Raw genomic sequence first — 25,097 nt, 5'->3', positions numbered from 1 at the left:
CCGGAGAAATGAAGAAGCAGCCATCGAGACACGAGACGGCGGAGCGGGACATCACTGGAGGTGCGAAGTGGAGCCGGTGAACACCGACATGATCCGGGTCGGCGTGATCGGATGCGGGTTGATCGCCCAGACCATGCACCTTCCGGTGCTGCGCGAACTCGCGGAATGTCACATCGAGGCCGTCTGCGACATCTCACCCGGCACGGCCTCCGAAGTGGCGCGCCGTTACGGGGTGGCCAAGGTCTATTACGACCACAGGGACCTCCTCGCCGACCCCGAGATCGACGCCGTCGCACTTTTGACCTATGACCACGGGGACGTTCTCGTGGACGTGCTGCGGGCCGGAAAACACGTCCTCGTCGAGAAGCCGCTCGCCTTCACCACAGAGGAGGCCGAGCGGATCATCGACGCGGCTCGGGACAGTGACGTGGTGTCCATGGTCGGATACATGAAGCTGTACGACCCCGGCGTCGAATTCGCGGCGGAGTGGATGAGAAAGGCCGGTGAGCCGCGCAGCGTGCAGGTGCACGACTTCGGCGGTCGCATTCAGGCCCTGCACCGGCACGACATCCTGCCGGTCCGCGTCGACGATCTCCCGCCGGTGGAGTCCGACCGGACGAAGAAGTTCAGCCCGCGCGTGGAGGAACGGATCGCGGACGCGCTCGGCGACAGCCACGCGGGTTATGCCGAGCTGTTCTCCAAAGTCCTCATGCTGGGCTGCCATGACATGGCCGTTCTGCGGTTCGTCGTCGGCGGCCCGGTGGGGGTCCGGCACGCGCAGCCGGTGGGGAAGGCGCGGGCGCTGGCGGTCCTGGAGCTCGAGAACGGCGCTCCCTGCGTTTTCGAGGTAGGGGTCGGACCCCATCACGGGTGGTGGGACGAGCACCTCACGGTCTACGCGGACCGCGAGGAGATGCGCCTGGAGTTCGGCAATCCGTTCTATCCGTATCAGCCGACCGAGGTGCGGCTGAAGAGCGGGGAGAACGGCGTTCCCTCCACGAACTCCGTCAAGGCCTCCCACGACTTCGGGTTCCGCCGTGAGTGGCTCCATTTCGCCGAATGCATCCGTACGGGAAAAACGCCGAGAACACCACTCGCGGACGGCCTGCGGGAGATCGAGCTGGCCCTGGACATCGTGCGGGCGATGCCGCCGGCTCCCGGGCGGCCTTGATGGCGGTACGAATCGCCCTGGTCGGGCTGGGATTCGGCGCCGAGTTCATCCCCCTTTACCAACGGCACCCGGACAGCGAACTGCTGGCGGTCTGCCGGCGGAACGAAGAAGGCCTGCGAAGCATCGCCGGCGCCTTCGCGGTGGAACGCCACTACACCGACTACGCCGAACTGCTCGCGGACCCGGACATCGACGCCGTCCACATCAACACACCCATTCCGCTCCACGCCGAGCAGGCGATCGCGGCGCTGGAGGCGGGCAAGCACGTCGCCTGCACGGTCCCCATGGCGACCTCGGTCGAGGACTGCCGCCGGGTCGTCGCGGCGGCCCGCGCGGCCCGGCGCAACTACATGATGATGGAGACGGTCGTCTACTCCCGCGAGTTCCTGCACGTCCAACGCATGCTCAAGGCGGGCGGGATCGGGCGGATCCAGTTCCTGCGCGGCGCGCACCAGCAGGACATGGCGGGCTGGCCGGGCTACTGGGAGGGCCTTCCTCCCATGCACTACGCGACCCACGCGGTCAGCCCACTGCTGGCGCTGGCGGACGCGCCCGCGGAGTCCGTCGTGTGCATGGGATCAGGACGCATCTCACCAGAGCTGACCTCGCGATACGGCTCGCCGTTCGCCGTCGAGACCGCCCTGATCCGGCTCGCCGGCTCTCCGCTGGTCGCCGAGGTCACCCGATCGCTGTTCGAGACGGCACGCCAGTACGTCGAGAGCTTCGCGGTGTACGGCGACAAGACCTCGTTCGAATGGGAGCAGATCCACGGCGACCGTCCCGTCGTCTTCCACGGCGAGGAGGCGACGCGGATCGACGTCCCCGACTTCGCCGACCTGCTGCCACCGGAGATCCGCCCCTACACGACGAGAGGGGTCTACGACGAGGACAACGCCCACCTGTCGTTCACCCAGGGAAGCGGGCACGGCGGCTCCCATCCGCACCTCGCCCACGAGTTCGTGCGCAGCATCGTGGAGGAACGCCCGCCCGCGGTGGATGAGACCACGGCCGCGAACTGGACCTCGGTCGGCATCTGCGCCCACGAGTCGGCGATGAGGGGCGGTGAACGCGTCCCCATCCCCGAGTTCTGACCGGACCCAGGATTAACCGAGCCGACCAGGCATCATCGGTCGACGTGCGGGTCGTGGACGTTGACGCCAGTGCCGCGGAACAGAAAGCCAGTGTCAGGATCCCGGCCGTGGGCACGCCCGCCGTTCGATCGGGGTCCAGGTCGACTGCTATGGGTTGGGAACGTACGGTCACTACGCGGACCGCACAGATGTCCTACTCCGGGTAATAGCCTCCTGCGTCCCGGAAGCCTTCAGCACCTCGAGAAACTTCGAACAAGGGGATCGGTTGAGGGCCATCGCGTTGAGTCTCTACGTGTCGCTTGGTGGTTTCACGCAGAGACTCACGCGGTGGCTCTCGTCGTTGAAGCCGAGGTGCCGTTCACGGTCGGACCTACGCCACCTGAGAGCGCAACCTGACCTTTCTTGGCCCAGCACCTGTACCGTTTCAAATCTCGTCAGCATTCTCGTGAAATGGGTTGATCCGATGGCGCCGACGCTGATCAAAGCGATCACTTAAAGGCGAGTGAGTAACTGTTCATGTTTGACCTGCCGAGGCTCGGCCAGCATTGAGCCGGTCCGCGGGAAGCCGTGGCTTCAGGCAGGCGATGCTCTTGCGCACCTTCCCGTGGTGGCGGCTCACCGGCGGGGGTCGCACACGACGCTGAACGCGTCTGCGTAGATCCGGTTCAGCGGTCGGACTGGTGGCCCACCTCAGCGACTCGCAGGTGGGGTTGACGCGAGAAGGCATCGGAAGATGCTTGGCGCGAGCAGAACGAGCAGCGCCTGCGTGCCATAGCGGATCCATCTGTGTTCAATGGGCGGCGGCCTATTTGGATCTACAGGTAACATCCCGAGTGACGCGGTGGAAGCCGTGCCACCGGCCCGATTCGGCCCGCCGGTGTATCCCCATGTCGCGTGGCCAGGTGACCAATGGTGCGTTCCAAAGGCAGGGTCTCGGGAATTCTGTTGGTGCTGGCCAGCCTGCTTGGGATCTTGATCGGCTTGCCGGTGAATGTTGTAAGTGATTATCTTCCGGACGCAGTGGTGAGCCATAAGGCGGCCTGGATCACATGCTTGGTACTGCTGTCTCTTGTGCTTGGATCGCTCACCTGGGCAGTTCCACGGCTACAGGAACGCCGCCGACCCCGTGTGCTGTTCAGCGTGCCGTCCACGGAGTTGTGGATCGATCGGCCTGAACTCGCAACGACGATCAAGGTGCTGATCGACAGGCGGCGCCGGTTCTCTTCCCTGGCTGCTTCCCTCAGAGAGAAGCGAGACCGTGCTTTCCCTCCCTTGGGTCCCCGTGTCGCAATAAATTCGTGGGCCGATCCGCGACCTCGCAAAGGCGCCGCGAAAGATGTGTGTGTGGTGGGAATCGTCGGTCATGGCGGGGCAGGGAAGACCAGCCTGGCGGCTGCGGTCTGCTCCCGGCCAGAAGTACGCCGCTACTTCGCGGGGGGCCTTATCTGGATCACGCTGGGCCGTGACAAGGGTGCCCAGAGCCTAGTGGAGCGAATCAATGGTGCTGTAGCCGTGCTGACAGGTGAGCATCCGGCTGCTTCCGACCCCGAACAGGCGAGCCAGCATCTCAAGCGGGCGCTGGCGGCTCAAAAGAGAACGATGCTGGTCATCGATGATGTATGGAATGACCGGGAGCTCGAGCTGTTCGTGCCCAACGAGTCGACCTATTGCCTGCTGTTCACGACCCGAATGCGCGCCCTTCTGCCGTCCTTTGCTACGCCGGTGCGCTTGGACCATCTTCCCGATGACACGGCTTCGAGCATCCTCGGCAGTGATCTGCCAAAGTTGCCGCCGAGCGCTGAGGCCGAGCTGCTCGACGCCACAGGCCGTTTGCCTTTGCTGCTGAGTCTGGTGAATCGGAGGTTACGCGAGGAGCTCGGACGAGGCAGCAATATCAGCGTCGCGGCGGACCAGGCTATCGGACATCTCAGGGAGAGGGGCCCGGCCGCTTTCGATGTGCAGTCGCGATCGAAGCGCGAAAAACTGGTCGCCGACACAATCGAGTACAGCCTCGAAACGCTCGCATCGGACGATCGGCAGCGATTCCTGGAGCTGTCGATCTTCCCTGAGGACACTGACATCCCCGTCGGTGTGGTTGAACTGCTCTGGGCGAGGACCGGCGGCCTTGCGGTTACCGATGTGGCCCGGCTCTGTGAACGTCTGGAGGAACTGTCGCTCCTCACCAGGAAGTGGAGCGATGGCCTCCTGTCCCTGAAACTCCACTCAATTATTCGGAGATACGCGCGAATAGTGCTCACGGAACGCAAATCCGTGCAGTGTAGCGCCCTCCTTCTTAAAGCGATCCATGTGCCATCCGCTCCACCGCTGAATGGACGTCTCTGGTGGAAGCTACCGATTGGAGCTGACTATTTTCTGGACAATCTTGCCTACCATCTCGTGGAAGCTCGCTTAACCCGCAGTCTGGAACTCCTTATCGGCGATCTGACGTGGCTCAGCCACAAGATTGCTCGATTCGGCGTCTTCGCCGCCGAGAAGGATCTGGCGGAAGTACGGACGCCGCTCTCCGAAAAGCTGGGCAGTGCGCTTTTGCAGAACGCTCATCTCTTCGATCCGGCGGATTCGGTCGACACCGTGGCGGGCACACTGCTGACTCGGGTACAGGACATCCCCGAATTCCTCGAAAGAGTAAGTGAATCCATTTGGTATCTCAAGCCGCAGTGGCCGTTCTCGGATGCGGCTGTGGACCCCTTGATGATCAAGAGGGAGCATCGCTCCAGCGTGGCCGGGATCGCCGTCGCGCCAGGAGGCACGTGGTTCGTGTCAGCGGGCCTCGACGGAGTACTCAACAAATACGACGGCGACGGACACGAGCAATGGACGCTGATGCAGCAGAAGGCCGGGATGACGTCGGTGGCAATTGCACCCGCTGGAGACCGTATCGTGGCCGGAGACGCCAACGGGAGCATCCACGTCATGTCGGCGGACGGAAGTGGCCGAGTATCTCTGCACGCTCATCGGGAGCGGGTGAACTCCGTCGCCATAGCCCATGACGGCTCCTGGTTCGTGTCCGGTAGCAGCGATGGAAGCATCATGTTGTGGGATATCGGCGGGGTAGAACGAGGACGTCTTTACGCCCGTAGCGGCGAAGTGCAGGTCGTGGCCATTCCAGGCAAGGGACCCCACCTGGTTTCAGCGGACTCCGATGGCGCGGTGCGGTTGTGGGACGAGAACGGAGGCATCAGACGAGTGCTCTTCGGCCGCGCGCGCCACGTGTCTGGCTTGGCGGTATCACCAGACGGTAGTTGGCTCGCAGCGGCGGGCGACGCGGGCATCGTCCAACTCTGGGGGACCGATGGCGAAGAGCGCACCGTATTACGGGGGCACCGCGGTATGGTCCGTTCGCTGGCCATAGCTCCGGACGGTAGCTGGCTTGCCTCGGGCGGTTTGGATGGATCTCTTCGGCTGTGGACCGCGGATGCGACGAATACACGCGTCATCGATCACCGTTGTGGCGGGGTGTCCACGGTGGCGATCGAGCCTCGCGGCACCTGGGTGGTGACAGGAGGGCTGGACGGCAGCATACGCGCTTGGGCATCTAAGACCATCTGGCAGGCGGGTTCCGCGAGTCGCGGAGTGGACATCAGGTCGGTCGCCGTTTCACCCGACGGCGGCTGGCTCGCATCCGCTTGCAGCGATGGCTCCGTCCGTCTGTGGGACTCGAATGGAGCTCCAGGAGAAATACTGAACCAGCACGACCGCTGGGTCAGCCAAGTGGCGATAGCCCAAGACGGGTCATGGTTCGCCTCAGCCGGTTGGGACGGGAAGGTTTGCATCTGGAGTCCGGACGGTTCCCTGGGCGGCACATTATCGGGCCACCCCGGTGGCGCCACGGCGGTGGCGATCGCGCCTGACGGTTCGTGGCTGGCGGCAGGGGCTCGAGATGGCTCACTGTACATCTGGGACATGGCCCTCAGAGAGCTGCGTCACGTGTTGCCTGGCAGTCCGCTCTGGGTAAGTTCCATCGCGATAGCCCCCGACGGCGCGTGGTGGGCCACGGCGGCGGAGGACGGAAAGCTACTTCTTTGGAACGCTGATGGTACGCCTCGAGGCGTGCTCCATGGGCACAGGAGCGCCGTCCGGTCGGTGGTGATCGCTCCTGACGGTCAGTGGTTGGCGTCGGCTGATATGAGTGGTGGAGTGCGCTTATGGGACGCCAAGGGCGATCTGAGATGCGTTCTTGATAGGGATGACCTCTCCGTCGCGAGCATCGCGGTCTCTTTCGACGGTTCCAAGCTCGCGGTGACGTACTCCGACGGTTTGATCCGTCTTTGGGATGTACAGCAGATCGTCTGTTTGACGGCGGCCAGGTTGCCAGGACCATTGCGTTCATGTACTTGGTTTCCGGAAGTCAACAGCCTGTGTGTGAGCGGTGCAAAAGGGCTGTACAGACTGGCGGCCATGAGCCCGGCCCAACCGCCTAAGCAATGATCATGGTCACTGCAGTAGGAAGATCTGCCACGATCATGACGCGTCCGGTAAGTTCCGCCGCGCATCCACGTCGACGCGAGAATGGCTCGATCTTGTGGGCGAGGCCGTGCCATTCGTCGCCTGCACCGTCGCGCTCTTCCCTCCATGCCTCAATGCGGTTTCTTCGCGGCGGCGGAGCCGGACATGTTCATGACGCTCTCCGCTGGTTACGCCCTGGAGGCCACGATCGACGGCGCGACCTGCGTACCTCTTCGCCTTGGGGGCGGGGACCTGCCGGAAGGCGCAACTTGGAGGCCGAGATGGCGGCCTCCCCTACGCCTGTCGTCGCTGATGGCGACCTTCGATCCCGATCACCTGCAACAGGGCGCGTCAGGACCGAGGAGATCGACGGCCGTTCCTGCCAGGCCCAGGCCACTCTTGGAGCTGTTTGCTTCGGTTGCGGGTGCTGGCGTGTTGGTGAGGGTACTCAATACGTCTTCCTCGACTTCCTGAACGAGGACGCAGTCGTTATTATCGCCCCCGTTCCGATCCGGATCTTCGGCGTGCTCCGCGTGTTCGTCCCACCGCGATCACCTTCTTTCGGCTCGACCACTTCGGGCTGTCCGCCGGCGGAATCGGAATCGTCGCGGCCGCCCGGGACCTGATCTCCTTCGGCTGCTCCACTCATCCTCGCCGTCGACCAGTCACTGAGGAGTTGTGGCAGAGCGGTCGGCGCTTGTGTCGGCGCGAAGCACGCGTGCGCCGCGCCTTCCTGGCCGGTGAGATGGTGCATGTGCACTCGCCGGTAGCGGGCGGGGCATGAGCACCGAGTTGCAGGACGCTGCAACCTGGCCTGGAAGCTCGCCGCGGTGCTGCGGGCGTGCCCGATGGCTTGCTTGGCACTCGCCAGACTGAACGCCACCTGATTGGGAAGGCGGTGCTGGGCGCCAGTAGCGCCCTCATCCGCTCGGACATGATCGAGTTTGACGTCATCGGCTGGGAGGACCGGGGTAAAGGTGGCGGCGCCCGCCAGGCAGCCAGATGGTCTCTGCGCCCTTGGTGTAGTCCGGGGCTACCCGCCCGGCTTGGGCTGGAGGGCGTCGATGAGCAGGTCGAGGAGCCGGCCGGTCTGCTCGGGGGTGTCGCGGGCCGCCGTGGCGAGAAAGATGCCGAGGAGCATCGTGGTGACGTCGTCAGGGTCGACGTCCGCGCGCAGCGCGCCCGTGTCGGCCCCCTTGGCGAGGATCGTCGTGATCGCGGTGGTGAGGCGGTCTCTGGTGGTGGAGGTCGGGATGCGGCCCGAGGCCTGGCCGGCGCGCAATGCGTCGGCCATGCCTCGTTTCATCGCGGCGAACGCCGCGTAGCGGTCCATCCAGGCGCGCAGCGCGACCTGTGGCGGGTGCTGTTCGAGCAGGGCCGGGGCGCTCGTGGCGATGTCGTCGAGCTCGGCGGCGTAGACCGCCTCCACGAGGGCCTCGCGTGTGGGGAAATGGCGATAGAGGGTGCCGATCCCGACGCCCGCGTCACGGGCGAGGTTCTCGAGCGGAACGGTGTCGTCGGCGGCGGTGAAGGCGGCACGGGCGGCGGCGATGAGCTTGTCCCGGTTGCGCTGGGCGTGGGCACGAAGCGGGCGCTGCGCCGCGGCCGGCCGTTCCCCGGTGGTGCCGGCGGAGGCCGGGTCGGCTGTGGTGCCGGCGGAGCCCGGGTCGGCTGTGGTGTCGGCGGAGCCCGGGTCGGCTGTGGTGTCGGCAGAGGTCGGATCGGCTGTGGTGTCGGCAGAGGTCGGATCGGGAGAACTCAAAGTGGAGGAACCTCCGGTATTGCCCTATAGTCGGTCGCGGATAGCGGAGGATCCTCCGTTATCTCCGACATCCTACGTGGACGGGATTCTCATGGCCTCCACCAGCAGCACCCTTTCCGGCGAGCCGGTCTTCGCTTCTCGGCCCGGCGGCACCGCTCAGTTCGCCGGGCGTACCGTGTCCCGTATCGGATACGGCGCCATGCAGCTCGCACGCCTGCACGACGACCGTGACGCCGCCCTGGCGGTCCTGCGCCGGGCGATCGAGTCCGGCGTCGACCACATCGACACCGCCCAGTTCTACGGCGACGGCTTCGTCAACGGGCTCCTGCGTGAGGCGATCCGGCCGCAGGACGACGTCATGGTGGTCAGCAAGGTCGGCGCCACCCCCGACCCCGGCGCCCCGATCCCGCTGCGGCCGGCGCAGCGGCCCGAAGAGCTCCGCGCCGACGTCGAGGCCAACCTCGTCAGCCTCGGCCTGGAGCGCATCCCGGTCGTGAACCTGCGCCGCCTGGACGCGGGGCCCGGCCTGCGGGCCACGGGCGATCAGGTGGTCGACCTCGACGACCAGCTCGCCGTGATGACGGCGATGCGCGACGAGGGCAAGATCGGCGCGATCGGGCTGGGCAGCGTCACCCTCGACGGGCTGCGCCGGGCGATCCCCGCCGGCATCGCCTGCGTGCAGAACGCCTACAGCCTCATCACCCGCGACGACGAGGCCATGCTCCAACTGTGCCGGGCCGAGGGCATCGCCTGGGTGCCGTTCTTCCCCCTCGGCAGCGCCTTTCCCCAGATGCCGAAGGTGACCGACGAGGCGGCCGTCCTCGCCGCGGCGGCGTCCCTGGGCCGCACGCCCGCGCAGGTCGGCCTCGCCTGGCTGCTGCACCACGCCCCGCACGTCCTGCTCATCCCCGGCACCGCCGGCATCGAGCACCTCGACGAGAACATCGCCGCCGGAACGATCACCTTCGACCAGGCCACGCTCGACACGCTCGACGCCATCCCCTCCCGCTCGGCAGAGGTCCCCCTCGGCTGATCCGCCCGCCGCCCGCCGCCCGCCGCCGTCGCCGGAGCAGCGCCGGTCCGGGTTCAGCCGGAGCCGGCGAGATCGGCCTGGACGGCCTGGGCGGCGTGCGTGAGGGCGCGGACCAGGGACGGCAGCATGGTCCGGTCGTAGCGGGTGCTCGGCATCGACACCGACAGACCGGCCGTGGCCACACCGGCCCGATCGCGCACCGGTACGCCAAGGGCCGTCACCCCGCGCTCGGAACGGTTCTTGTTGAGCGCGAACCCGTTGCGCCGCACCCGCCCGAGCTCGGCCCGGAGACGATCGGGATCCGGCCGCTCCTCCGGCCGATCGGCGTACCGGTCGGCGGCGTAGAGCCGCTCCAGCTCCTGGCCGGGCAGCTCGGCGAGGAGCAGCAGGCCGGCGGTCGTCCGGTGCGCCGGGAACACCATGCCCTCGCGGGAGCCGACCCGCAGCGCCTGCGGGCATTCGACGCTGGCGATGAACCGGACCGTGTCACCCGTGCGCACCGCCAGATTCGCGGATTCGCCGACGGCGTCCGCCAGGTGCCGAAGGTGGGGCAGGGAGACCTCGCGCAGCCGGGAGACGACCGACGGCGAATGCGCCGCGAGCTCCAGGACCAGGCCGGCCCGGTAGAGATGCCGGTCGTCCTGGACCGCGAAATCGCGGTACACCAGCATCGCGAGCAGCCGGTGCGCGGTGGAGCGGGCCACGCCCAGGCGTTCCGCCGCCTCGGAGACCGTCAGACCGCCCTCCAACTGCAGGATCACCGCCAGCCGCAGCGCGTGATCCACACTCTGGATCAGATACGGCGGCGGCGTCTTCAGCGGCTTGTCCACGGCGACCCGACCCCTCGAATTCTGCACAGCAGAATTCAACATTCACGTGTACGGAATGGTCGCACAATCTCTGACATGTCGACTCACCTCACCGCGACCTCCGCGACCCCCGGCTCGCCGGTGCGGCTCGAAGCGGTCGACGCGCCCGGCCAGCCCCCCGTCACCGCCGCGCTGGAAGATCTGTACCGCGGCTTCGAGAGTGAGCTGCTGGTGCCGCTGTGGACCGAGATCGGCGATCTGATGCCCGCACATCCCCGTTCGCGGGCGCTGCCGCACCTGTGGCGCTGGGAGAGCCTGCGCCGGCTCGCCGCCCGGGCGGGCGACCTGGTGCCGGTCGGCCGCGGCGGGGAGCGGCGCGCCATCGCGCTGGCGAACCCCGGACTGGGCGGACGGCCGTTCGCCACTCCCACGCTGTGGGCCGCGATCCAGTACCTCATGCCGGGCGAGGACGCACCCGAGCACCGCCACAGCCAGCACGCCTTCCGGTTCGTCGTCGAGGGCGCGGGCGTGTGGACGGTCGTGGGCGGCGACGCCGTACCGATGCGGCGCGGGGACTTCCTCCCGCAGGCCGGCTGGAACTGGCACGCCCACCACAACGCGACGAACGAGCCCATGGCCTGGATCGACGGCCTGGACATCCCGTTCCAGTACCTCACCGAGACGCAGTTCTTCGAGTTCGGCCGTACGGAGATCAGCGACGCCGAGCGCGTCACCCCGGAACGCTCCCGCTCCGAACGGCTCTGGGGCCATCCCGGCCTGCGCCCGGTGGCGGCCGGCGACCCGGCGGCGGGCACCCCGCTGCTGGCCTACAAATGGGAGCACACCGACCGGGCCCTGGCCGACCAGCTCGCCCTGGGAGCCGAGGGCCACGGCGGCACCGTCGAGGACGGCCACGCCGCCGTCCGCTACACCAACCCCGCCACCGGCGCCGACGTGCTGCCCACGATCCGCGCCGAGATGCACCGCATCGCCCGGGGCGTCCAGACCGCCCCCGTACGCGAGACCGGCTCCTCGGTCTACCAGGTCTTCGACGGCTCCGGCACCGTCACCGTCGGGGACCGCTCCTGGACGGTCACCCGCGGCGACCTGTTCGCCGTCCCGTCGTGGGAGCCCTTCTCCGCCCGTTCCGAGGCCGGCGCCACCGACTCCGACTCCGGAGCGCTGGACCTCTTCCGCTTCAGCGACGCCCCGGTCTTCGAAGCGCTCCGGCTCGACCGCACCACCATGGAGGGGACCACCCGATGAGACTCGCCACGCTCCGCGTCGACGGCACCACCCGCGCCGTCCGCCTCGACGGCGATCGGCTGGTCGACCTCGGCCTTCCCGATCTCGGTACGCTCCTCGCCCGGGACGGCTGGGCCCGTGAGGCCGCCGCCGTCGCGGGCACCACGTCCTACCCCGTCGAGGGCGCCGACTTCGCCCCGCCCGTGCCGCGTCCGTCCAAGATCGTCTGCGTCGGCCTCAACTACAAGACGCACATCCAGGAGATGGGGCGCGACCTGCCGCAGCACCCCACCCTGTTCGCCAAGTTCACCGACAGCCTCATCGGGGCGGGCGACGACATCGTCCGTCCCGCCGAGACGGAGGAGTTCGACTGGGAGGCCGAACTCGCCGTGGTCATCGGCGCGCCCGTCCGCCGTGCCCGGGGCGCCGAGGCGGAGTCCGCCATCGCCGGGTTCACCGTCCTCAACGACATCACCTGCCGGGACTGGCAGTTCCGCACCCGCGAATGGCTGCAGGGCAAGATCTGGGACTCCACCACCCCCGTCGGGCCGTACGTCGTGACGCCCGACGAACTACCCGGCGGCGTCCGTCCCGTCCTCGACATCTCCCTGTCCGTCGACGGCGAGGTGCTGCAGCGCGACAGCACCGGCGACCTGCTCTTCGGTCCCGTCGACCTGGTCGAGTACGTGTCGACCGTGGTGCGGCTGAACCCCGGCGACATCATCGCCACCGGCACGCCCGGCGGCGTCGGGCACGCCCGCACCCCCAAGCGCTACCTGAGCGGCGGCGAACGCGTCGTCACCGAGATCCAGGGCGTCGGCCGCCTCGGCAACACCGTCGTCGCAGAGGCATCGCTCTGATGCGCCGCACCACCGACAACGCCCTGAGCTGGGCCGACGAGGGTACCAGGTTGTTCCTCCGGACGATCGGCCGGTGGGACGAGGAACAGTACCTCGCCCCTTCGGGCCTGCCGGGCTGGACCCGCAAGCACCTCGTCGCCCACGTCGCGGCGAACGCCGACGCCCTCGGCAACCTCGTCCACTGGGCCGCCACCGGCGAGGAGACCCCCATGTACCCCTCCGTCGAGCGGCGCAACGCCGACATCGCGGCCGGCGGGGCCAAGCCCGCCGCCGAGCTGACCGCCTGGCTCCGCGCGTCCGCCGAGCGTCTCGCCGGCGCTCTCCGGGATCTGAGCCAGGACCAGTGGCGGGCCGGCGTGGTCACCGCCCAGGGCCGCACCGTCCCCGCCACCGAGATCCCCTGGATGCGGTCCCGCGAGGTCTGCGTCCACGCCGTCGACCTCGCGGCGGGCCTGTCGTTCGCGCGGCTGCCCGAAGGCTTCCTGCCCGCCCTGGCCGACGACATCGTGACCCGGCGGGCCGCCGCCCCCGGCCCGCCGGTCACCCTTCTCGCCACCGACACCGGCGACCACTGGGAGCTGCCCGGCGACGGCGGCCCCGTCAAGGTCGGCGGCACGCTGGCCGAGATCACCGCCTACCTCGCCGGCCGCCCCCACTCCCTGACGGCCCCGGACCTCCCCGCGTGGTTGTGAGCACCCGGAAGCCGGGAAGCGCCCCATGAACGGACCGGCGGACGTCCTCGTCGTCGGGGGCGGCATCGGCGGCCTGAGCGCGGCGTTCGCCCTGGCCCGAGAGGGCCTGCGGGTGCGCGTGCTGGAGCAGGCGCGGGAGTTCGGCGAGGTCGGCGCCGGCATCCAGATCGCCCCCAACTGCACCCGGATCCTGCACGACTACGGGCTGCTCGACGAGGCCAAGAGCCTCGGCGTCCTGCCGGCACGCATGGTGATGCGCGACGCCGTCGACGGCGGCGAGCTGACGCGCCTGGACCTGGCCGACCTGGAACGCCGCTACGGCTTCCCCTACATGGTGATTCACCGCAGCGACCTGCACGGCATGTTCCTGCGGGCCTGCCGCCGCGTGGGCGTCGACCTCGTCACCCGCGCGCGGGCCGTCGGATACGACGACACCCCGGAGGGGGCGCGTGTGCTGCTGGAGGACGGCCGTACCGGCGAGGCCCGGGTCGTCATCGCGGCGGATGGCCTGCACTCGGTCTCCCGCCGGCTCCTCGCCGACGACAAGCCGGTCAGCTCGGCCTACGTCGCCTACCGCGCCGTGGTCACCCCCGAGCAGGTGACCGGCCGCGACGTCGACCCCGGCGAGATCTCCCTCCACATCGGCCCGCGCTGCCACTTCGTCCGGTACGCGCTGCGGGGCGGCGAGCTGCTCAACCAGGTCGCCGTCTTCGAGTCGCCCAAGGCCCGGGCGGGCGAAGCGGACTGGGGGACCCCCGACGAGCTCGACGACGCCTTCGGCGACACCTGCACCGAGGTCCGATCCGGCATCCCGCTCATGTCGCGTGAGCGATGGTGGCGGATGTTCGACCGCGACCCGATCATGACCTGGGTCGCCGGGAACATCGCCCTGCTCGGTGACGCGGCCCATCCTCCGCTGCAGTACATGGCCCAGGGCGCGATCATGGCCATCGAGGACGGCTGGGTGCTCGCCAGGCACGTCGCGGCGCACCGGCGTACGGACGGCTCGATCGGGTGGCGCGGCGCCCTCGCGGCCTACGAGACGGTCCGCGCCGAGCACTGCCGGCGGGTGCTGTCGACGGCCCGCGAGTGGGGAGACCTGTGGCACCTCGACGGCCTGCCACGGCTGCGGCGCAACGTTCTCCTCCGGGCTCGCGACCCCTACGACTACGCCTTCATCGACTGGATCTACGGACCGACGGCCTTGTTTCCAGCGCAGGAGCCGCCGATGTTCGCGCCGATCCCCCTGGAGAGCGTCACCGTGCCCTCGTCCTGACCCGGACGAGCCGGATCCCATGGGTCAGCAGTGGCTGGGGCCGCACCCGGCGATGATCTCGGCCATCGTGCGGCGGAAGTGCTCGCGGTCCTCGTCGGCCAGCGGGGTGAGGAGACGGTCCATCTCCGTCCGCATCTCGGTGTGGAACGCGATCGCGGCGCGGCGGCCTTCGTCGGTCAGCGTCACCTGGATGGCCCGCCGGTCCCCGGGCACGGACGACCGCAGGGCCAGGCCACGCCGTTCGGCCCGGTTCATCAGCCCGGTGAGCGCGGCCTTCTCCACCCCGAAGCAGCCGGCCAGCTCCGCCATGCCCCGGGGGCCGCCGAGCAGCACGCACAGGAGCCTTGCCTGGACGGGGGTCAGATCATGGCGCTCCGACACGCGCTGATAAGCCATCTGGATCAGGCCGCTGAGCCGGACCAGCCCGGTGGCCGCGTCGATGTGGGCGCCGTCCGCCCCGACGTCCCGCGTCTCCAGCGCGGTCTCCCGCCCCGTGTTGTTCACCCCTTTACCGTACACGGAGAATATAGTTAATGTAGCGTACAGTATGCTTGATTAACTTTCCTTGCATGGTCGAGAGGATACCCATGTCGTTCACCGACGCCGAGCTGACGTACATGTCGAGTCAAGTCCTCGGGCGGCTCGCGACCTCGCACCCGAACGGCACCCTCCAGGTCAGCCCGGTCGGGTTCCGCTACAACGGCGGCACCGGAACGATCGACATCGCCGGGCACGGGATGGCGAAGAGCCGGAAGTTCCGCAACGTCGTCGCCAACGGGCGGGCCGCCTTCGTCATCGACGACCTGGCCTCCGTCCAGCCGTGGCGGCCGCGGATGCTGGAGATCCGCGGCTACGGCGAGGCGATCGCCGAACCCGCCGACTCGGCGTACGCGGACGCCGCCCCTCCGGGGCTCGACGGGGCGATCATCCGCATTCATCCGCGGCGCGTCATCAGCTTCAACATCAACGACCCGGACGGCGACGCCAAGTCGCTCAAGGTCCGCGGCCGCGACTTCGTCTGACCCCTCGCCCACGTACCCTTTGGAGATCTCATGAGCTTCGACACCCCTGTCGGAACCCGCGGCGCCCGGCAGCCGGCCGGACGGCTGTTCCGCTGGGTCAACAAACTGGCCGCGTGGCGGATCCGCCGCAAGGGCGGGCCGATGATGGGCTTCAACGCCCTGATCCTGACCACCGTCGGGGCCAAGAGCGGGCTGGAGCGCACCACCCCTGTGGGCTGGTTCCCCGGTGAGGGCGGCAGCCGGCTGATCGTGGCCTCGGCGGCCGGGGCGGTCGGCAACCCGTCCTGGTATCACAACCTCGCCGCCCACCCCGACCGGGTCCGCATCGAGGTCGACGGCCGCACCGTGGCCGTGGTCGCCGAGCAGCTCCACGGGGTGGAGCGCGCCGACGCCTGGCTGAAGATCATCGAAGCGGCGCCCAGGTTCGCGCAGTACCAGGAGAAGACCGACCGGCAACTTCCGATCATCCGCCTGACACCCCGCCCCGACCAGGACCCTCCCCGGCCATGAAGAAGGACGGAACCCCACCTGGACACCGTCGCCGGCGACGAGATGCTCGTCGTGCAACACTTGGCCCCCTTCCTCCGTCTTAGTCGGGACGGCAGAAGGGTGCAGATGTGCGGGACGACACGCTGTTCGAACGATTCGTGGCTGATCGGGCCGAGGCGTTGCTGCGGTACGGCTACGTGCTGACCGGCAATCCGCACGACGCCGCCGACCTGGTCCAGGACGCTCTCGTCCGGCTGCGCGGCACATGGGAGCGGGTACGCCTGAAACGCGACCCGGAGAGCTACGTCCGGACGACGATGACGCGGCTGCACATCAACACCTGGCGAAGACGCAGGCGGGAGCACATCACCGCCGAGCCGCCCGACGGTTCCTACGTGGACTCCCTCTACGAGGGCTCCCCCCTCTGGGACGCGCTGGCGGAGTTACCGCGCCGCCAGCGCGCGGTCCTGGTGCTGCGCTACTACGAGCAGCTCACGGACGCGGAGATCGCCGAAGCCCTGGGCGTCTCCCGGGGCACGGTGCGCAGCCAGGCGTCCCGCGCCCTGGACAAGCTCCGCGATGACCTGCCCACCATCGCCGAGAACATGGGGTACGCCACGTGAGCACTGATCTGGAGAGGTCCCTGGCCTCGGAGTTCGCGCGGGCCGCCGGGCACGCCCCCGGTCCCCGCGGTGACCTGCGGGCGCGCATCGAGGAGGGGCATCGGGTGCGCCGGCGGCGGTTCGTGGCGCTGTACGCGGCCGGCGTCGTCGTCGTCCTGTCCGCCAGTGTCCCGCTCGCCGTCGACGCGCTGACCGCCGAGCCCCCCGCCGCCACCGACCCGAGCCCTGAGCCCACCGGGCGACCGCGCTACCGGCCGGCGGACAAGAGCTATCCGCCCATCGAGAAGGTGTGGCCCGGCGCCGTGCACGTCATCCCGAAAAAGCTGCCCAACGGGCGGGCGTTCCGTCCGGAGCTCTTTCTGGACGACGACACCGTGCTGGCCACGACGCTGGAGGACGGCCACGCGGACAGACTCGACGGGCTGTGGGCGTACGATCTCACCTCGCGTACGGCGCGGCGGCTCGTCCAGATCACGCCACCGCCCAAGACCGTCGTCACGGCCTCGTTCATCTCGGCCGGGGGCGGCCGGCTGGCCTGGTGGACGGTACGCAAGCAGGACCGCAAGCGCATCGTGGACATCTGGGCGGCGCCCGCCTCGGGAGGGGCGCGGTACAAGGTCACCTCGTTCGAGGGCGTGCCCCGCTTCGGCGGGATCGACATGCAGATCGTGGGGGACAAGGCGGTCTGGTCACGGTGGGGCAAGGGCGGCCTCCGCCAGGTGCCGCTCACGGGCGGAAAGGTCGAAACGGTGCCGGGCTCCACCGGGCACACGCTGCTGACCTGGCCCTGGGCGGGCAGCCCGGCCGCGTCGTCCGGGCAGTTCAACAAGGTCGCCTTCGGCACGCTGGCCAACCTGCAGACCGGTCAGGTGATCGGGGCGAAGGTGCGGCGCGGCTCCACGTGCCACGTCACCTGGTGCCTGTGGGACAGGACCGCGACGCGCCGCGACGGCACCGGTGAACGCCCGGTGCCGGGCGACGCGAACACGAACTTCAGCCGGATTCCCGCGCTCGATCGCTTCCTCGCGCTGTCCCAGGCGGGCGAGCGGGGCCGGCAGGGCGGCCAGGTCCTGTACGACCTGACCACCGGGCGGGCCGGGGACCTCGGTCTGCGTCCGGACGAGCGGGGAGGGCCCGGCAGCGCGAGCCTCGACTACCGGTCGACGGGGCTCTTCACGTACGAGCGCGACGGCAAGCAGGTGGTCGTGAACCTGGCCGCGATCAAGTGATCGCCGCGCGCCGCCTCCGAAACTTTCACGACGGCTTGACCGAAGGAGTCAACAGGCGCAAAGTGTGTCCCACTCGCCTTGATTAATTTGGATGCTAGTCAAACTAATCTGGGTATCGAGGGCCGGTCGACCAGTGCATGAACCGTCCGACAGAAGGGTTGACCATGCGCAGAACCGTGCGAACAGCCGTGCCCAGCACCGTACTGGCGATCGTTCTGGGCTTCTTCGCCCCGGCGGCGCTCGCCGCCACCTGGTCCTCCAGCGCCCAATGGGGCACCTGGACCAACGGCGGCTACACGCTCTACAACAACATCTGGGGGAGTGGCGCCGGCCCGCAGACCATCTGGGCCAACACCTACAGCAACTGGGGTGTGTGGGCCGACCATCCCAACACCGGCGGGGTGAAGTCGTACCCGAACGCCACCAGGTACGTCGGCAGGCGCATCAGCGCCCTCGGCAGCGTCACCAGCCGGTTCAGCGTCACCGTGCCGGGCGGCGGCTCGTACGCGACGGCGTACGACATCTGGGACACCGGCCACGCGTACGAGATCATGCTCTGGATGAACAAGCGCGGCGCCGTCGGGCCCCTCGGCTCCCGCCAGACCAGCGCCTCGGTGGGTGGCCACGGCTGGGACATCTACCGTGGCAGCAACGGCGCCAACCAGGTCTTCTCGTTCGTCAGGACCGGCAACGCCAACTCCGGCACCGTGGACATCAAGGCGGTGCTCAACTGGTTGCGGACGAACGGCTGGATGGGCGACGTGACGCTCGGCGACGTGCAGTTCGGTTATGAGATCACCTCCTCCAGCGGCGGCATGGACTTCGTCACCAACAGCTTCTCGGTATCGGCCTCCTGATCGCCGCGCTCGACGCCCGGCCCGCCGCGTGGATCGGCGGGCCTGGAAGCGCGTTCGGGCGAGGGTGACCCGGCCCCGGGTTGCGGGTTCATATTTCCATCTGGCAATATGACCACGTGAGCGCCTACGCAGCCCTGGCCGAGCCGCACCGCAGGCAGATACTCGATCTGCTGCGTGACGGCGAGCGGCCCGCCGGAGAACTGGTGGAACGCCTTGATCTCAGCCAGCCCGGCGTGTCCAAGCACCTCAAGGTCCTGCGCGAGGCCGGACTCGTCGTGGTCCGCACGGAGGGCAAGCAGCGGGTGTACGCGCTGCGCCCGGAACCTCTCGCCGAGGTCGACCGGTGGCTGGAGCCCTATCGCGCGTTCTGGTCGGGCCGTCTCGACGCCCTGGAACGCCATCTGGAGGAGAACCCATGATCCACGGAACCCTGGAGACCATCGACGGCCGCCCGGCGCTGCGCTTCGAGCGCACGCTGGCCTTTCCGATCGAGCGCGTGTGGCGCGCGGTCAGCGTGCCGGCCGAACTCGAGCGCTGGTTTCCCGCGGCCGCCGACTGGACCCCGGCGGCCGGCGAGACCTTCGAGGCCGGCGGCGCGACCGGCGAGGTGACCGAGGTCGATCCACCCCATCGCCTGGCCTGGACCCACGCCGGCCAGTCCTACAGCTTCGATCTGTCCGTCCACGGGGACGGCTGCCGCCTGGTCTTCACCCACGTCATCGACGACCGCGGCCTCTCGGCGCAGACCGCCGCCGGCTGGGAGGCCTACTTCTCCCGGCTCGAGCCGCATCTCGCCGGCCGGTCCCTGTCCGAGCAGGACGCGCACGAGGGGTGGGCGGACGTTCACGAACGCTACGCCGAACGCTTCGGCGTCGACCCCGCACCGGGCCGGCGCTTCGCGGCGGTCCTGCGCGGAGACGACGCCTGACCTCCTGCCGCTTCTCCTGCGGGCACCGCCCGCGTCTCGGCCCGCCGAGCCGTGCCGCCGCGGCTCACGCGGGAGTCCGCCCGCGCCGTCGGACGACAGCGGGCGGACAGGCCGGCGAGGGGCCGTTCGTGCAGATTGTTGATGGCACGGTCGGTGCTGGTCGGTTCGAGAAGGAGGAGACGGATGACGAAGATCAGGACAGGTTTGGTGGTGGCGGCCGCGGCCGCCGGGCTGGTGAGCGCGATCGCCGCTCCGGCGCAGGCCGCGACGGGGCAACTGGTTCTGCGTGACGCCGCGCAGAGGGCGTTCGTGATCAACGACCCCCGGGCCGGGTGCTCCCGTGTGGACACCGGCTTCGTGCGGGTGGCCAACAAGACCGATGCTCCGATCACCGTCTACGAGGATGCCTGGTGCCGGGGTTGGTCCGTGGTGGTCCTGCCGGGGTCGGATGAGTACGTCGGCGCCCGTCACAGCTTCTCGGCGCCCTGGTGACCCGCGTACGCGTCGCACCCTCGGGGTGCGACGCGTACGCCAGGCGACACCTTCCACGGCGCGCGGATCACCGGCGTCGTCACGATCGCCGGTACGGGCCGAGCGCCGGCGGGTTCGACGCTTCGGCGCTGCCGATCTCGTCGAACAGCTCTGCGGCCTGCTTCCGGTACGCGGCCCCCGGTACGGCGTTGCCGAGTATCCGCAGGGTCCGGGCTTCTCCCAGGCGATGGCCGGTGTCACGGTGGTTCCGCAGGGCGAGGCCCGCGTGCCGTACCGCCTGGGCGTGGGCCCCGGCCGCGAGGGCGAGGTCGGCGAGGGAGGTCAGCGCGAGACCTTCCAGGATCCGGAAGGATCGATCACGGCTGATCTGGAGGGCCTGCTCGGCGAAGGACACCGCCGCGGCATGGTCGTCAGCCGTGCCGGCCAGCCCGATCAGGCCGATGGCCCGGGGGAAGAGGTTGTCGGCGCCGGCCAGTTCCACGGCCCGGTGATGGTGTTCCCGGGCCTGCTCCCGCCGGCCGGTCGCCTGGTGGACTCGGCCCAGAGTGCTGAGCGCCAGCGCCTCGGCGTGGCGGTCCTCGATGTCGCGGCTGCTCGTCAGCGCCCGGCCGCCGAAGTCCAGCGCCTCGTCGTAGCGGCCCAGGTCGCAGTGGAGATCGGTGAGGACGAGAAGGTAATAGGGCTCACCGGCATGGTTTCCGCTCTTCTCCATGCGGGACCCCCCTTCAGCGAGGTGCCGCAGCGCCTCCTCGAAGCGCCCCAGCAGGTGGCAGACCTCGCCGAGGTTGACGTAGGTGGCGCCGCTGTGGTCCGGCTTCAGGCGCAGGGCCGTGATGAGGTGGTCGAACGCCGAGTCCAGGCGGCCCAACTGGGTGATCACCACCGCGAGGTTGATGTGCTTGGTGGCCCGCAGCGCCGTCAGGCCGGTCTGCTGGTCGAGCCGCATGCCCTCCTCCAGGCAGCGGGCCGCCTCGTCCAGCCGTCCGAGACGCCAGTAGGTGTTGGCGAGGCTGGACAGGACGGTGGTCTTGCCCTCCCACCATTCGGCCTCGTCGGCGTACGAGAGGGCCTGAAGGTACAGGGAGATGGCCTCGTACGGGTCCTGATGTGAATGGGCGGCCGCCGAGCTCCGGAGAGCCGCGGCCATCGCCATGGCGTCGCCCTCGTCGCCTGCCACGGCCACGGCCGCTTCCGCGCAGGACAGCCAGTCGCTCATGCGCCTGGTCTTCCAGAAATGGCCGCGCATCGCGTCGAAGAGCAGCCACACGGCCGGCCGGGGGCCCGACGAGACCGCCTGGTGGATCGCGGCGACGAGGTTGGCGTGCTCGGTGGCCAGCCACCGCGCCGCCGCCGCGGGGTCGTCGAACGTGGCCGCTGTCACCTCGGGAGGGTCCGTGGGCGGCGGCAGCATGGACCAGACGGGATCGATGCGGCTGACGGCGGCGCGGACACTCAGCAGATACCAGCCGTACAGCCGCTGCCTCGCCCTCACCAGCTCTTCGGGGTTCTCCTCCTCGCGGGCGCGTTCGGCGGCGTACAGGCGCAGCAGGTCGTGGAACCGGTAGCGGCCGGGCGCGTAGCGGTGGATCAGGTGCGCGCCGGCCAGCCGGTCGAGCTCGCGTCTGGCCTCGTCCAGCGTGCATCCGCCCAAGGCGGCGGTGGCCTCGGGGGTGAAGTCCGGTCCGGGTACGAGACCGAGCAACTGGAACACCGCCTGCGCCGTCCCCGGCAGGGTGGCGTAGGAGAGATCCAGGGTGGCGCGGATGGCGCTCTCCCCGTCGCTGTCGATCCGCAGCGTGGTGAGCGGGTTGCCCGCCCGTAGTTCGGCGACGTAGTCGGCGATGCTCTGGTAGTGGTCGAGGGTCAGGTTGGCGGCGGCGATCCGCAGCGCCAGGGGGAGGTGGGCGCACAGGCGGGTGAGCTCGGTGGTGGCCTCCGGTTCGGCCCGCGCGCGGTCGGTGCCGACGATGGAGGTGAGCAGGGCCGTGGATTCCTGCGCGGACAGGACGCCGAGGGGCACGTACGAGATGTCGCCGTGGACGGACAGTGAGCGGAGCTGGTCGCGGCTGGTGATCAGGACGACGCAGTCGGAGCCGGGCAGGAGGGGGCGCACCTGGGCCGTGTCCCGCGCGTTGTCCAGGACCAGCAGCACGCGACGCTCCGCGAGTGCGCTGCGCAGCAGGGCCGAGCGGGCGTGGAGATCGGTCGGGATGCGTTCGACCGGGATGTTCAGCCCGAGGAGCAGTGTCTCCAGCGCGGCGGCGGGGTCCATGGGCTGGCCTGGCCCGAAGCCGCGCAGGTCGACGTAGAGCTGCCCATCGGGGAAGTGCTGGTGGGCGTGGTGAGCCCAGTGCACGACCAGGGCGGTCTTGCCGACGCCGGCCGTGCCGGTGATCGCGGCGACCCTGACGGGCTGGGTCGCCAGGGGGTTGTCGGCCGGCTTCAGCAGGCGGTCGAGAGCCTGGAGCTGGCCGGCGCGGCCGATGAAGGCGGCCATGTCGGTGGGCAACTGGCGCGGGCGCAGGCCGACCGGTTCCGGTTGCTGGGCGGCGGGCTGTGGCGGGGTGAGGTGGAGCGCGGGGTCGGCGCGCAGGATCGACTGGTGTAACTGGCGTAGTTCGTCACCGGGGTCGATGCCCAGTTCTTCTCTCAGCAAGGAGGCGACGGTGCGGTAGGCCCGCAGGGCTTCGGCCTGGCGGCCGCAGCGGTAGAGGGCGAGCATCAACTGGGCCCACAGCCGTTCGCGCAGGGGGTGCTCGGCGGTGACGGTGGTCAGCTCGGCGACGACCCGTTCGTGCTGACCGCTCTGCAGGGCGAGTTCGAGCCAGCGCTCCAGGGCCTGGAAACGTTCTTCGCCGAGCCGGCTGAGGTGATCGTGCTGCAGCGCCTCCGAGGGGATGTCGGCCAGGGCGGGTCCCCGCCACAGGGTCAGCGCCTCGAGGAGCAGCGGGGCCTCGGCGGTGTCGGCCGCCCGTGCGGCCCGCTCGGCACGGTGTACGAGGTCGCGGAACCGGGTGAGGTCGAGCTCGGCCGTGCCGACCTGGATGAGGTATCCGTGCTGCCGGGTGTGGATCAGTTGCTCGCCGTCGCGGCCGTCGCCCAGCACGTGGCGCAGGCGGGCGATGTGCGTGTGCAGCGTCGCCCGTACGTCGTTGGGGGCGCTGCCGTGCCACATGTAGCCGATGAGCTGGTCGTTGGAGACGTAGCGATTGGCGTGCAGCAGCAGGGTGGCCAGTGCGATCTGCTGCTTGGGCGCCGGGACCGGAATCCGCCGGGCCGAGCGCACCACCTCCAGCGGGCCCAGGATCCCGAACCGGGTCGAACGGCGTTCCTCATCGTCTTGCGGCTCGCTGTGTGACAAGTCCGCTCCTGCCATCATGGAGGGATTGTGCCTCATGGCCCGCTGCTCCTCCGCCTTCAACGAGATAACGCCTGAACGTCCGCGCCGGCTCCCTGGACCGCGAGTTTCCTGAACCGTCCCGTCACGACGAGCACGGCGAGGACGGCGGCCATCACGACCCAGCCCGGCCAGCCGGAGAGCGAGGTGTGGAAGGCGGCGTCGACGGTGCCCACGGGCCTGCCGAGGACCGCGGGGATCGCGGAGGCGATCAGGTTCGCCGCGCTGTGCGCGACGACCGCCGGCCAGATGCTCCCGGCGGCCAGGCGCAGCCAGCCCAGCAGGGCGCCGAGCAGCACCGACGCGATCGTGAAGGCGAGTACGGCGAGGCCGCCCGGCAGGCCGGGATAGTGGTAACCCTGCAGCGTGAACGGGGCGTGGAACAGTCCCCAGATCACCCCGCTGATCAGCAGGCCACGCCAGAGCCCGAGCGGGAGCAGCTTCGGCAGCAGGTAGCTCCACCCGAACTCCTCGCCGAACGTCAGCACCATCCCGAGCGGGAAGATCAGGAGCTGGGAGGCCAGCATGCCCGCCAGGCTCCCGACCGGCAGGGGCTCGTGGAAGGCGTAGCCGCCGGCGACCGAGCTGACGCCCAGCGCGGCGACTGCCAGCAGCGGTGCGAGGAGCAGGCCGAGCGCGGTGTGGCCGGCCACCCGCGGCAGCGGCCGCGACGGCAGGACGCCCGTCTCCCTCAGCAGGTCGCGCGGACGGCGCAGCTCTCCCGTCACCATCGCCGTGAGGAGCACTCCCAGCGTCGGCGTGAACATCGCGATCATGAGGATGGGCGCGGCGGCGTCCCCTTGTACGTCGCCGCCGCCGAACCAGACGACGGCTCCGGCCGCCCAGATGGCGCCGAAGGTGATGGCGAGGAACGTCGTCGTCTTGAACCATGGCACGGTGGGGTGGAGGAGCGTTCGTGTGGTCATGACCACGAACGGTAGGTCTCACCCCGGCCCGCGGACGATGGGGCGGGCGACCCGGTCGGCACTACAGCCTGCTGTAGTCCGCCCGCCGGGAGCCGGTCGCTATCAACTCAGATAACTGAACTCCTCATTCTCAGTGATGCCAGTTGACGTACCTCTGCCTGTCAGTTTACGGTTACGTCAATCGCATGAACTGAAATGAATCCCTCGGCGCGACATCGCCCGAAAGGAAGAAGCAGTGGGTTTCCATCGTCAACGCAAGCTCGGGCAACTGGCCGTCCTCCTCACCACGGCCGCCACCGCGTCCGTCCTGCTGGGATCGAGTCCCGCGCAGGCCGCGCCCACGAACTGCAGCTTCGACTTCTACAACACCTCCCTGTCGAGCTACGCCCAGTGCAGGGCGGGCACCGGACAGTTCCGGGCCAAACTGCGGTGTGACATCCCCTGGTCGTCGGACCGGGACGTGTACGGCAACTGGCTGGGCATCACGTCCCCGCCCGGCAACAGCATCGCCATATGCCCGTCGAACGCACGGAGAGGCTTCAACCCCGGCATCGAAACGCGGTGACCGACGCCCGAAGATGCTCCGATCCGGCGCACCGCCGGGTCGGAGCATCCGCCTGGGACCCGGCCGTGGTGCGGCAGCGAGGCCGGTGAAGCCGAGCAGGCCGCCTGCGCGCCGTCCCGGCCGGGCACCGCGTACGCCTCAGTGACGCTCGCGATATGTCGAC

Annotated in this window: 22 protein-coding genes; 17 read left to right on the top strand and 5 right to left on the bottom strand. The window is 69.2% G+C overall.

All coding sequences use genetic code 11. From position 1 onward, the window contains the following. The first annotated feature begins 76 nt into the window (after window positions 1-76). The 3 genes from AB0I15_RS36340 to AB0I15_RS36330 all read left to right on the top strand — a co-directional run bounded on the left by AB0I15_RS36340 (window position 77) and on the right by AB0I15_RS36330 (window position 6,711). On the top strand, window positions 77-1,171 hold the full coding sequence (locus AB0I15_RS36340; RefSeq protein WP_358105834.1) for a Gfo/Idh/MocA family oxidoreductase: 1,095 nt from the start codon (window positions 77-79) through the stop codon (window positions 1,169-1,171). Continuing rightward, complete coding sequence (locus AB0I15_RS36335; RefSeq protein WP_358105832.1) at window positions 1,171-2,262, top strand: Gfo/Idh/MocA family oxidoreductase; 1,092 nt, start codon at window positions 1,171-1,173, stop codon at window positions 2,260-2,262. The genes AB0I15_RS36340 and AB0I15_RS36335 overlap by 1 nt, the downstream gene beginning before the upstream one ends. A 909-nt stretch (window positions 2,263-3,171) precedes the next feature. Beyond that, window positions 3,172-6,711: an NB-ARC domain-containing protein gene (locus AB0I15_RS36330; protein ID WP_358105829.1), complete on the top strand. Its 3,540-nt coding sequence runs from the start codon at window positions 3,172-3,174 to the stop codon at window positions 6,709-6,711. Between the two features lie 1,051 nt (window positions 6,712-7,762). Here the strand turns inward: AB0I15_RS36330 and AB0I15_RS36325 are convergent. Beyond that, complete coding sequence (locus AB0I15_RS36325; RefSeq protein ID WP_358105826.1) at window positions 7,763-8,491, bottom strand: TetR/AcrR family transcriptional regulator; 729 nt, start codon at window positions 8,489-8,491, stop codon at window positions 7,763-7,765. Between the two features lie 76 nt (window positions 8,492-8,567). Between AB0I15_RS36325 and AB0I15_RS36320 the strand changes: the two genes are divergently transcribed. Next, entirely contained in the window at window positions 8,568-9,524 is a 957-nt protein-coding gene (locus tag AB0I15_RS36320) for an aldo/keto reductase (protein ID WP_358105823.1), read from the top strand. A 53-nt stretch (window positions 9,525-9,577) separates the two neighbouring features. Here AB0I15_RS36320 and AB0I15_RS36315 read toward each other — a convergent pair whose 3' ends face one another. Then, window positions 9,578-10,354 carry an IclR family transcriptional regulator gene (locus AB0I15_RS36315; RefSeq protein ID WP_358105820.1) on the bottom strand — a complete coding sequence of 259 codons (777 nt, stop codon included), beginning with the start codon at window positions 10,352-10,354 and terminating at the stop codon, window positions 9,578-9,580. 75 nt (window positions 10,355-10,429) lie between these two features. Between AB0I15_RS36315 and AB0I15_RS36310 the strand changes: the two genes are divergently transcribed. Genes AB0I15_RS36310 through AB0I15_RS36295 form a run of 4 tightly spaced genes read left to right on the top strand, consistent with a single transcriptional unit; the run spans window position 10,430 to window position 14,406 of the window. Next, a complete protein-coding gene (locus AB0I15_RS36310; RefSeq protein ID WP_358105817.1) occupies window positions 10,430-11,599 on the top strand; it encodes a cupin domain-containing protein in 1,170 nt (389 codons plus the stop codon). Further along, window positions 11,596-12,438 (top strand): fumarylacetoacetate hydrolase family protein, encoded by an 843-nt coding sequence (locus AB0I15_RS36305; protein ID WP_358105814.1) that lies wholly within the window; start codon window positions 11,596-11,598, stop codon window positions 12,436-12,438. The genes AB0I15_RS36310 and AB0I15_RS36305 overlap by 4 nt, the downstream gene beginning before the upstream one ends. Beyond that, complete coding sequence (locus tag AB0I15_RS36300) at window positions 12,438-13,130, top strand: maleylpyruvate isomerase family mycothiol-dependent enzyme (protein ID WP_358105812.1); 693 nt, start codon at window positions 12,438-12,440, stop codon at window positions 13,128-13,130. Before AB0I15_RS36305 ends, AB0I15_RS36300 begins: the two co-directional genes overlap by 1 nt. 25 nt (window positions 13,131-13,155) lie before the next feature. After that, on the top strand, window positions 13,156-14,406 hold the full coding sequence (locus AB0I15_RS36295) for an FAD-dependent oxidoreductase (RefSeq protein WP_358105809.1): 1,251 nt from the start codon (window positions 13,156-13,158) through the stop codon (window positions 14,404-14,406). A gap of 24 nt (window positions 14,407-14,430) precedes the next feature. On the opposite strand, the gene AB0I15_RS36290 is transcribed toward AB0I15_RS36295, so the two are convergent. After that, on the bottom strand, window positions 14,431-14,910 hold the full coding sequence (locus AB0I15_RS36290; RefSeq protein ID WP_358105806.1) for a MarR family transcriptional regulator: 480 nt from the start codon (window positions 14,908-14,910) through the stop codon (window positions 14,431-14,433). A 65-nt stretch (window positions 14,911-14,975) separates the two neighbouring features. Between AB0I15_RS36290 and AB0I15_RS36285 the strand changes: the two genes are divergently transcribed. From AB0I15_RS36285 to AB0I15_RS36250, 8 genes are all read left to right on the top strand, one after another. Then, complete coding sequence (locus AB0I15_RS36285) at window positions 14,976-15,428, top strand: PPOX class F420-dependent oxidoreductase (RefSeq protein WP_358105803.1); 453 nt, start codon at window positions 14,976-14,978, stop codon at window positions 15,426-15,428. A 30-nt stretch (window positions 15,429-15,458) separates the two neighbouring features. Next, window positions 15,459-15,938: a nitroreductase/quinone reductase family protein gene (locus AB0I15_RS36280; RefSeq protein ID WP_358105800.1), complete on the top strand. Its 480-nt coding sequence runs from the start codon at window positions 15,459-15,461 to the stop codon at window positions 15,936-15,938. 107 nt (window positions 15,939-16,045) lie between these two features. Continuing rightward, window positions 16,046-16,540: a SigE family RNA polymerase sigma factor gene (locus tag AB0I15_RS36275; RefSeq protein ID WP_358105797.1), complete on the top strand. Its 495-nt coding sequence runs from the start codon at window positions 16,046-16,048 to the stop codon at window positions 16,538-16,540. After that, the gene (locus AB0I15_RS36270; RefSeq protein WP_358105794.1) at window positions 16,537-17,769 is read left to right on the top strand and encodes a hypothetical protein; all 1,233 of its coding nucleotides are present in this window, start codon (window positions 16,537-16,539) and stop codon (window positions 17,767-17,769) included. Before AB0I15_RS36275 ends, AB0I15_RS36270 begins: the two co-directional genes overlap by 4 nt. A 164-nt stretch (window positions 17,770-17,933) precedes the next feature. Next, window positions 17,934-18,626: a hypothetical protein gene (locus tag AB0I15_RS36265; protein WP_358105791.1), complete on the top strand. Its 693-nt coding sequence runs from the start codon at window positions 17,934-17,936 to the stop codon at window positions 18,624-18,626. A 116-nt stretch (window positions 18,627-18,742) separates the two neighbouring features. Beyond that, window positions 18,743-19,045, top strand: coding sequence for a metalloregulator ArsR/SmtB family transcription factor (locus tag AB0I15_RS36260; protein ID WP_358105788.1), 303 nt, complete (start codon window positions 18,743-18,745; stop codon window positions 19,043-19,045). Further along, window positions 19,042-19,554, top strand: coding sequence for an SRPBCC domain-containing protein (locus AB0I15_RS36255; RefSeq protein WP_358105785.1), 513 nt, complete (start codon window positions 19,042-19,044; stop codon window positions 19,552-19,554). Before AB0I15_RS36260 ends, AB0I15_RS36255 begins: the two co-directional genes overlap by 4 nt. Before the next feature lie 183 nt (window positions 19,555-19,737). Beyond that, on the top strand, window positions 19,738-20,046 hold the full coding sequence (locus tag AB0I15_RS36250) for a hypothetical protein (protein ID WP_358105782.1): 309 nt from the start codon (window positions 19,738-19,740) through the stop codon (window positions 20,044-20,046). 79 nt (window positions 20,047-20,125) lie between these two features. Here the strand turns inward: AB0I15_RS36250 and AB0I15_RS36245 are convergent, their stop codons facing one another. Next, window positions 20,126-23,407 carry a BTAD domain-containing putative transcriptional regulator gene (locus AB0I15_RS36245; RefSeq protein WP_358105779.1) on the bottom strand — a complete coding sequence of 1,094 codons (3,282 nt, stop codon included), beginning with the start codon at window positions 23,405-23,407 and terminating at the stop codon, window positions 20,126-20,128. Between the two features lie 56 nt (window positions 23,408-23,463). Next, window positions 23,464-24,369 (bottom strand): CPBP family intramembrane glutamic endopeptidase, encoded by a 906-nt coding sequence (locus tag AB0I15_RS36240; protein ID WP_358105776.1) that lies wholly within the window; start codon window positions 24,367-24,369, stop codon window positions 23,464-23,466. A 235-nt stretch (window positions 24,370-24,604) separates the two neighbouring features. On the opposite strand from AB0I15_RS36240, the gene AB0I15_RS36235 reads away from it, so the two are divergent. Continuing rightward, complete coding sequence (locus AB0I15_RS36235) at window positions 24,605-24,934, top strand: hypothetical protein (RefSeq protein ID WP_358105773.1); 330 nt, start codon at window positions 24,605-24,607, stop codon at window positions 24,932-24,934. Window positions 24,935-25,097: the final 163 nt, after the last annotated feature.

Origin of the sequence: Nonomuraea sp. NPDC050643 (assembly GCF_040654715.1) — a bacterium.
Lineage (GTDB): Bacteria > Actinomycetota > Actinomycetes > Streptosporangiales > Streptosporangiaceae > Nonomuraea.
Note: the sequence above shows the minus strand (reverse complement) of the source record. Positions and strands in the feature narration are given on the sequence as shown.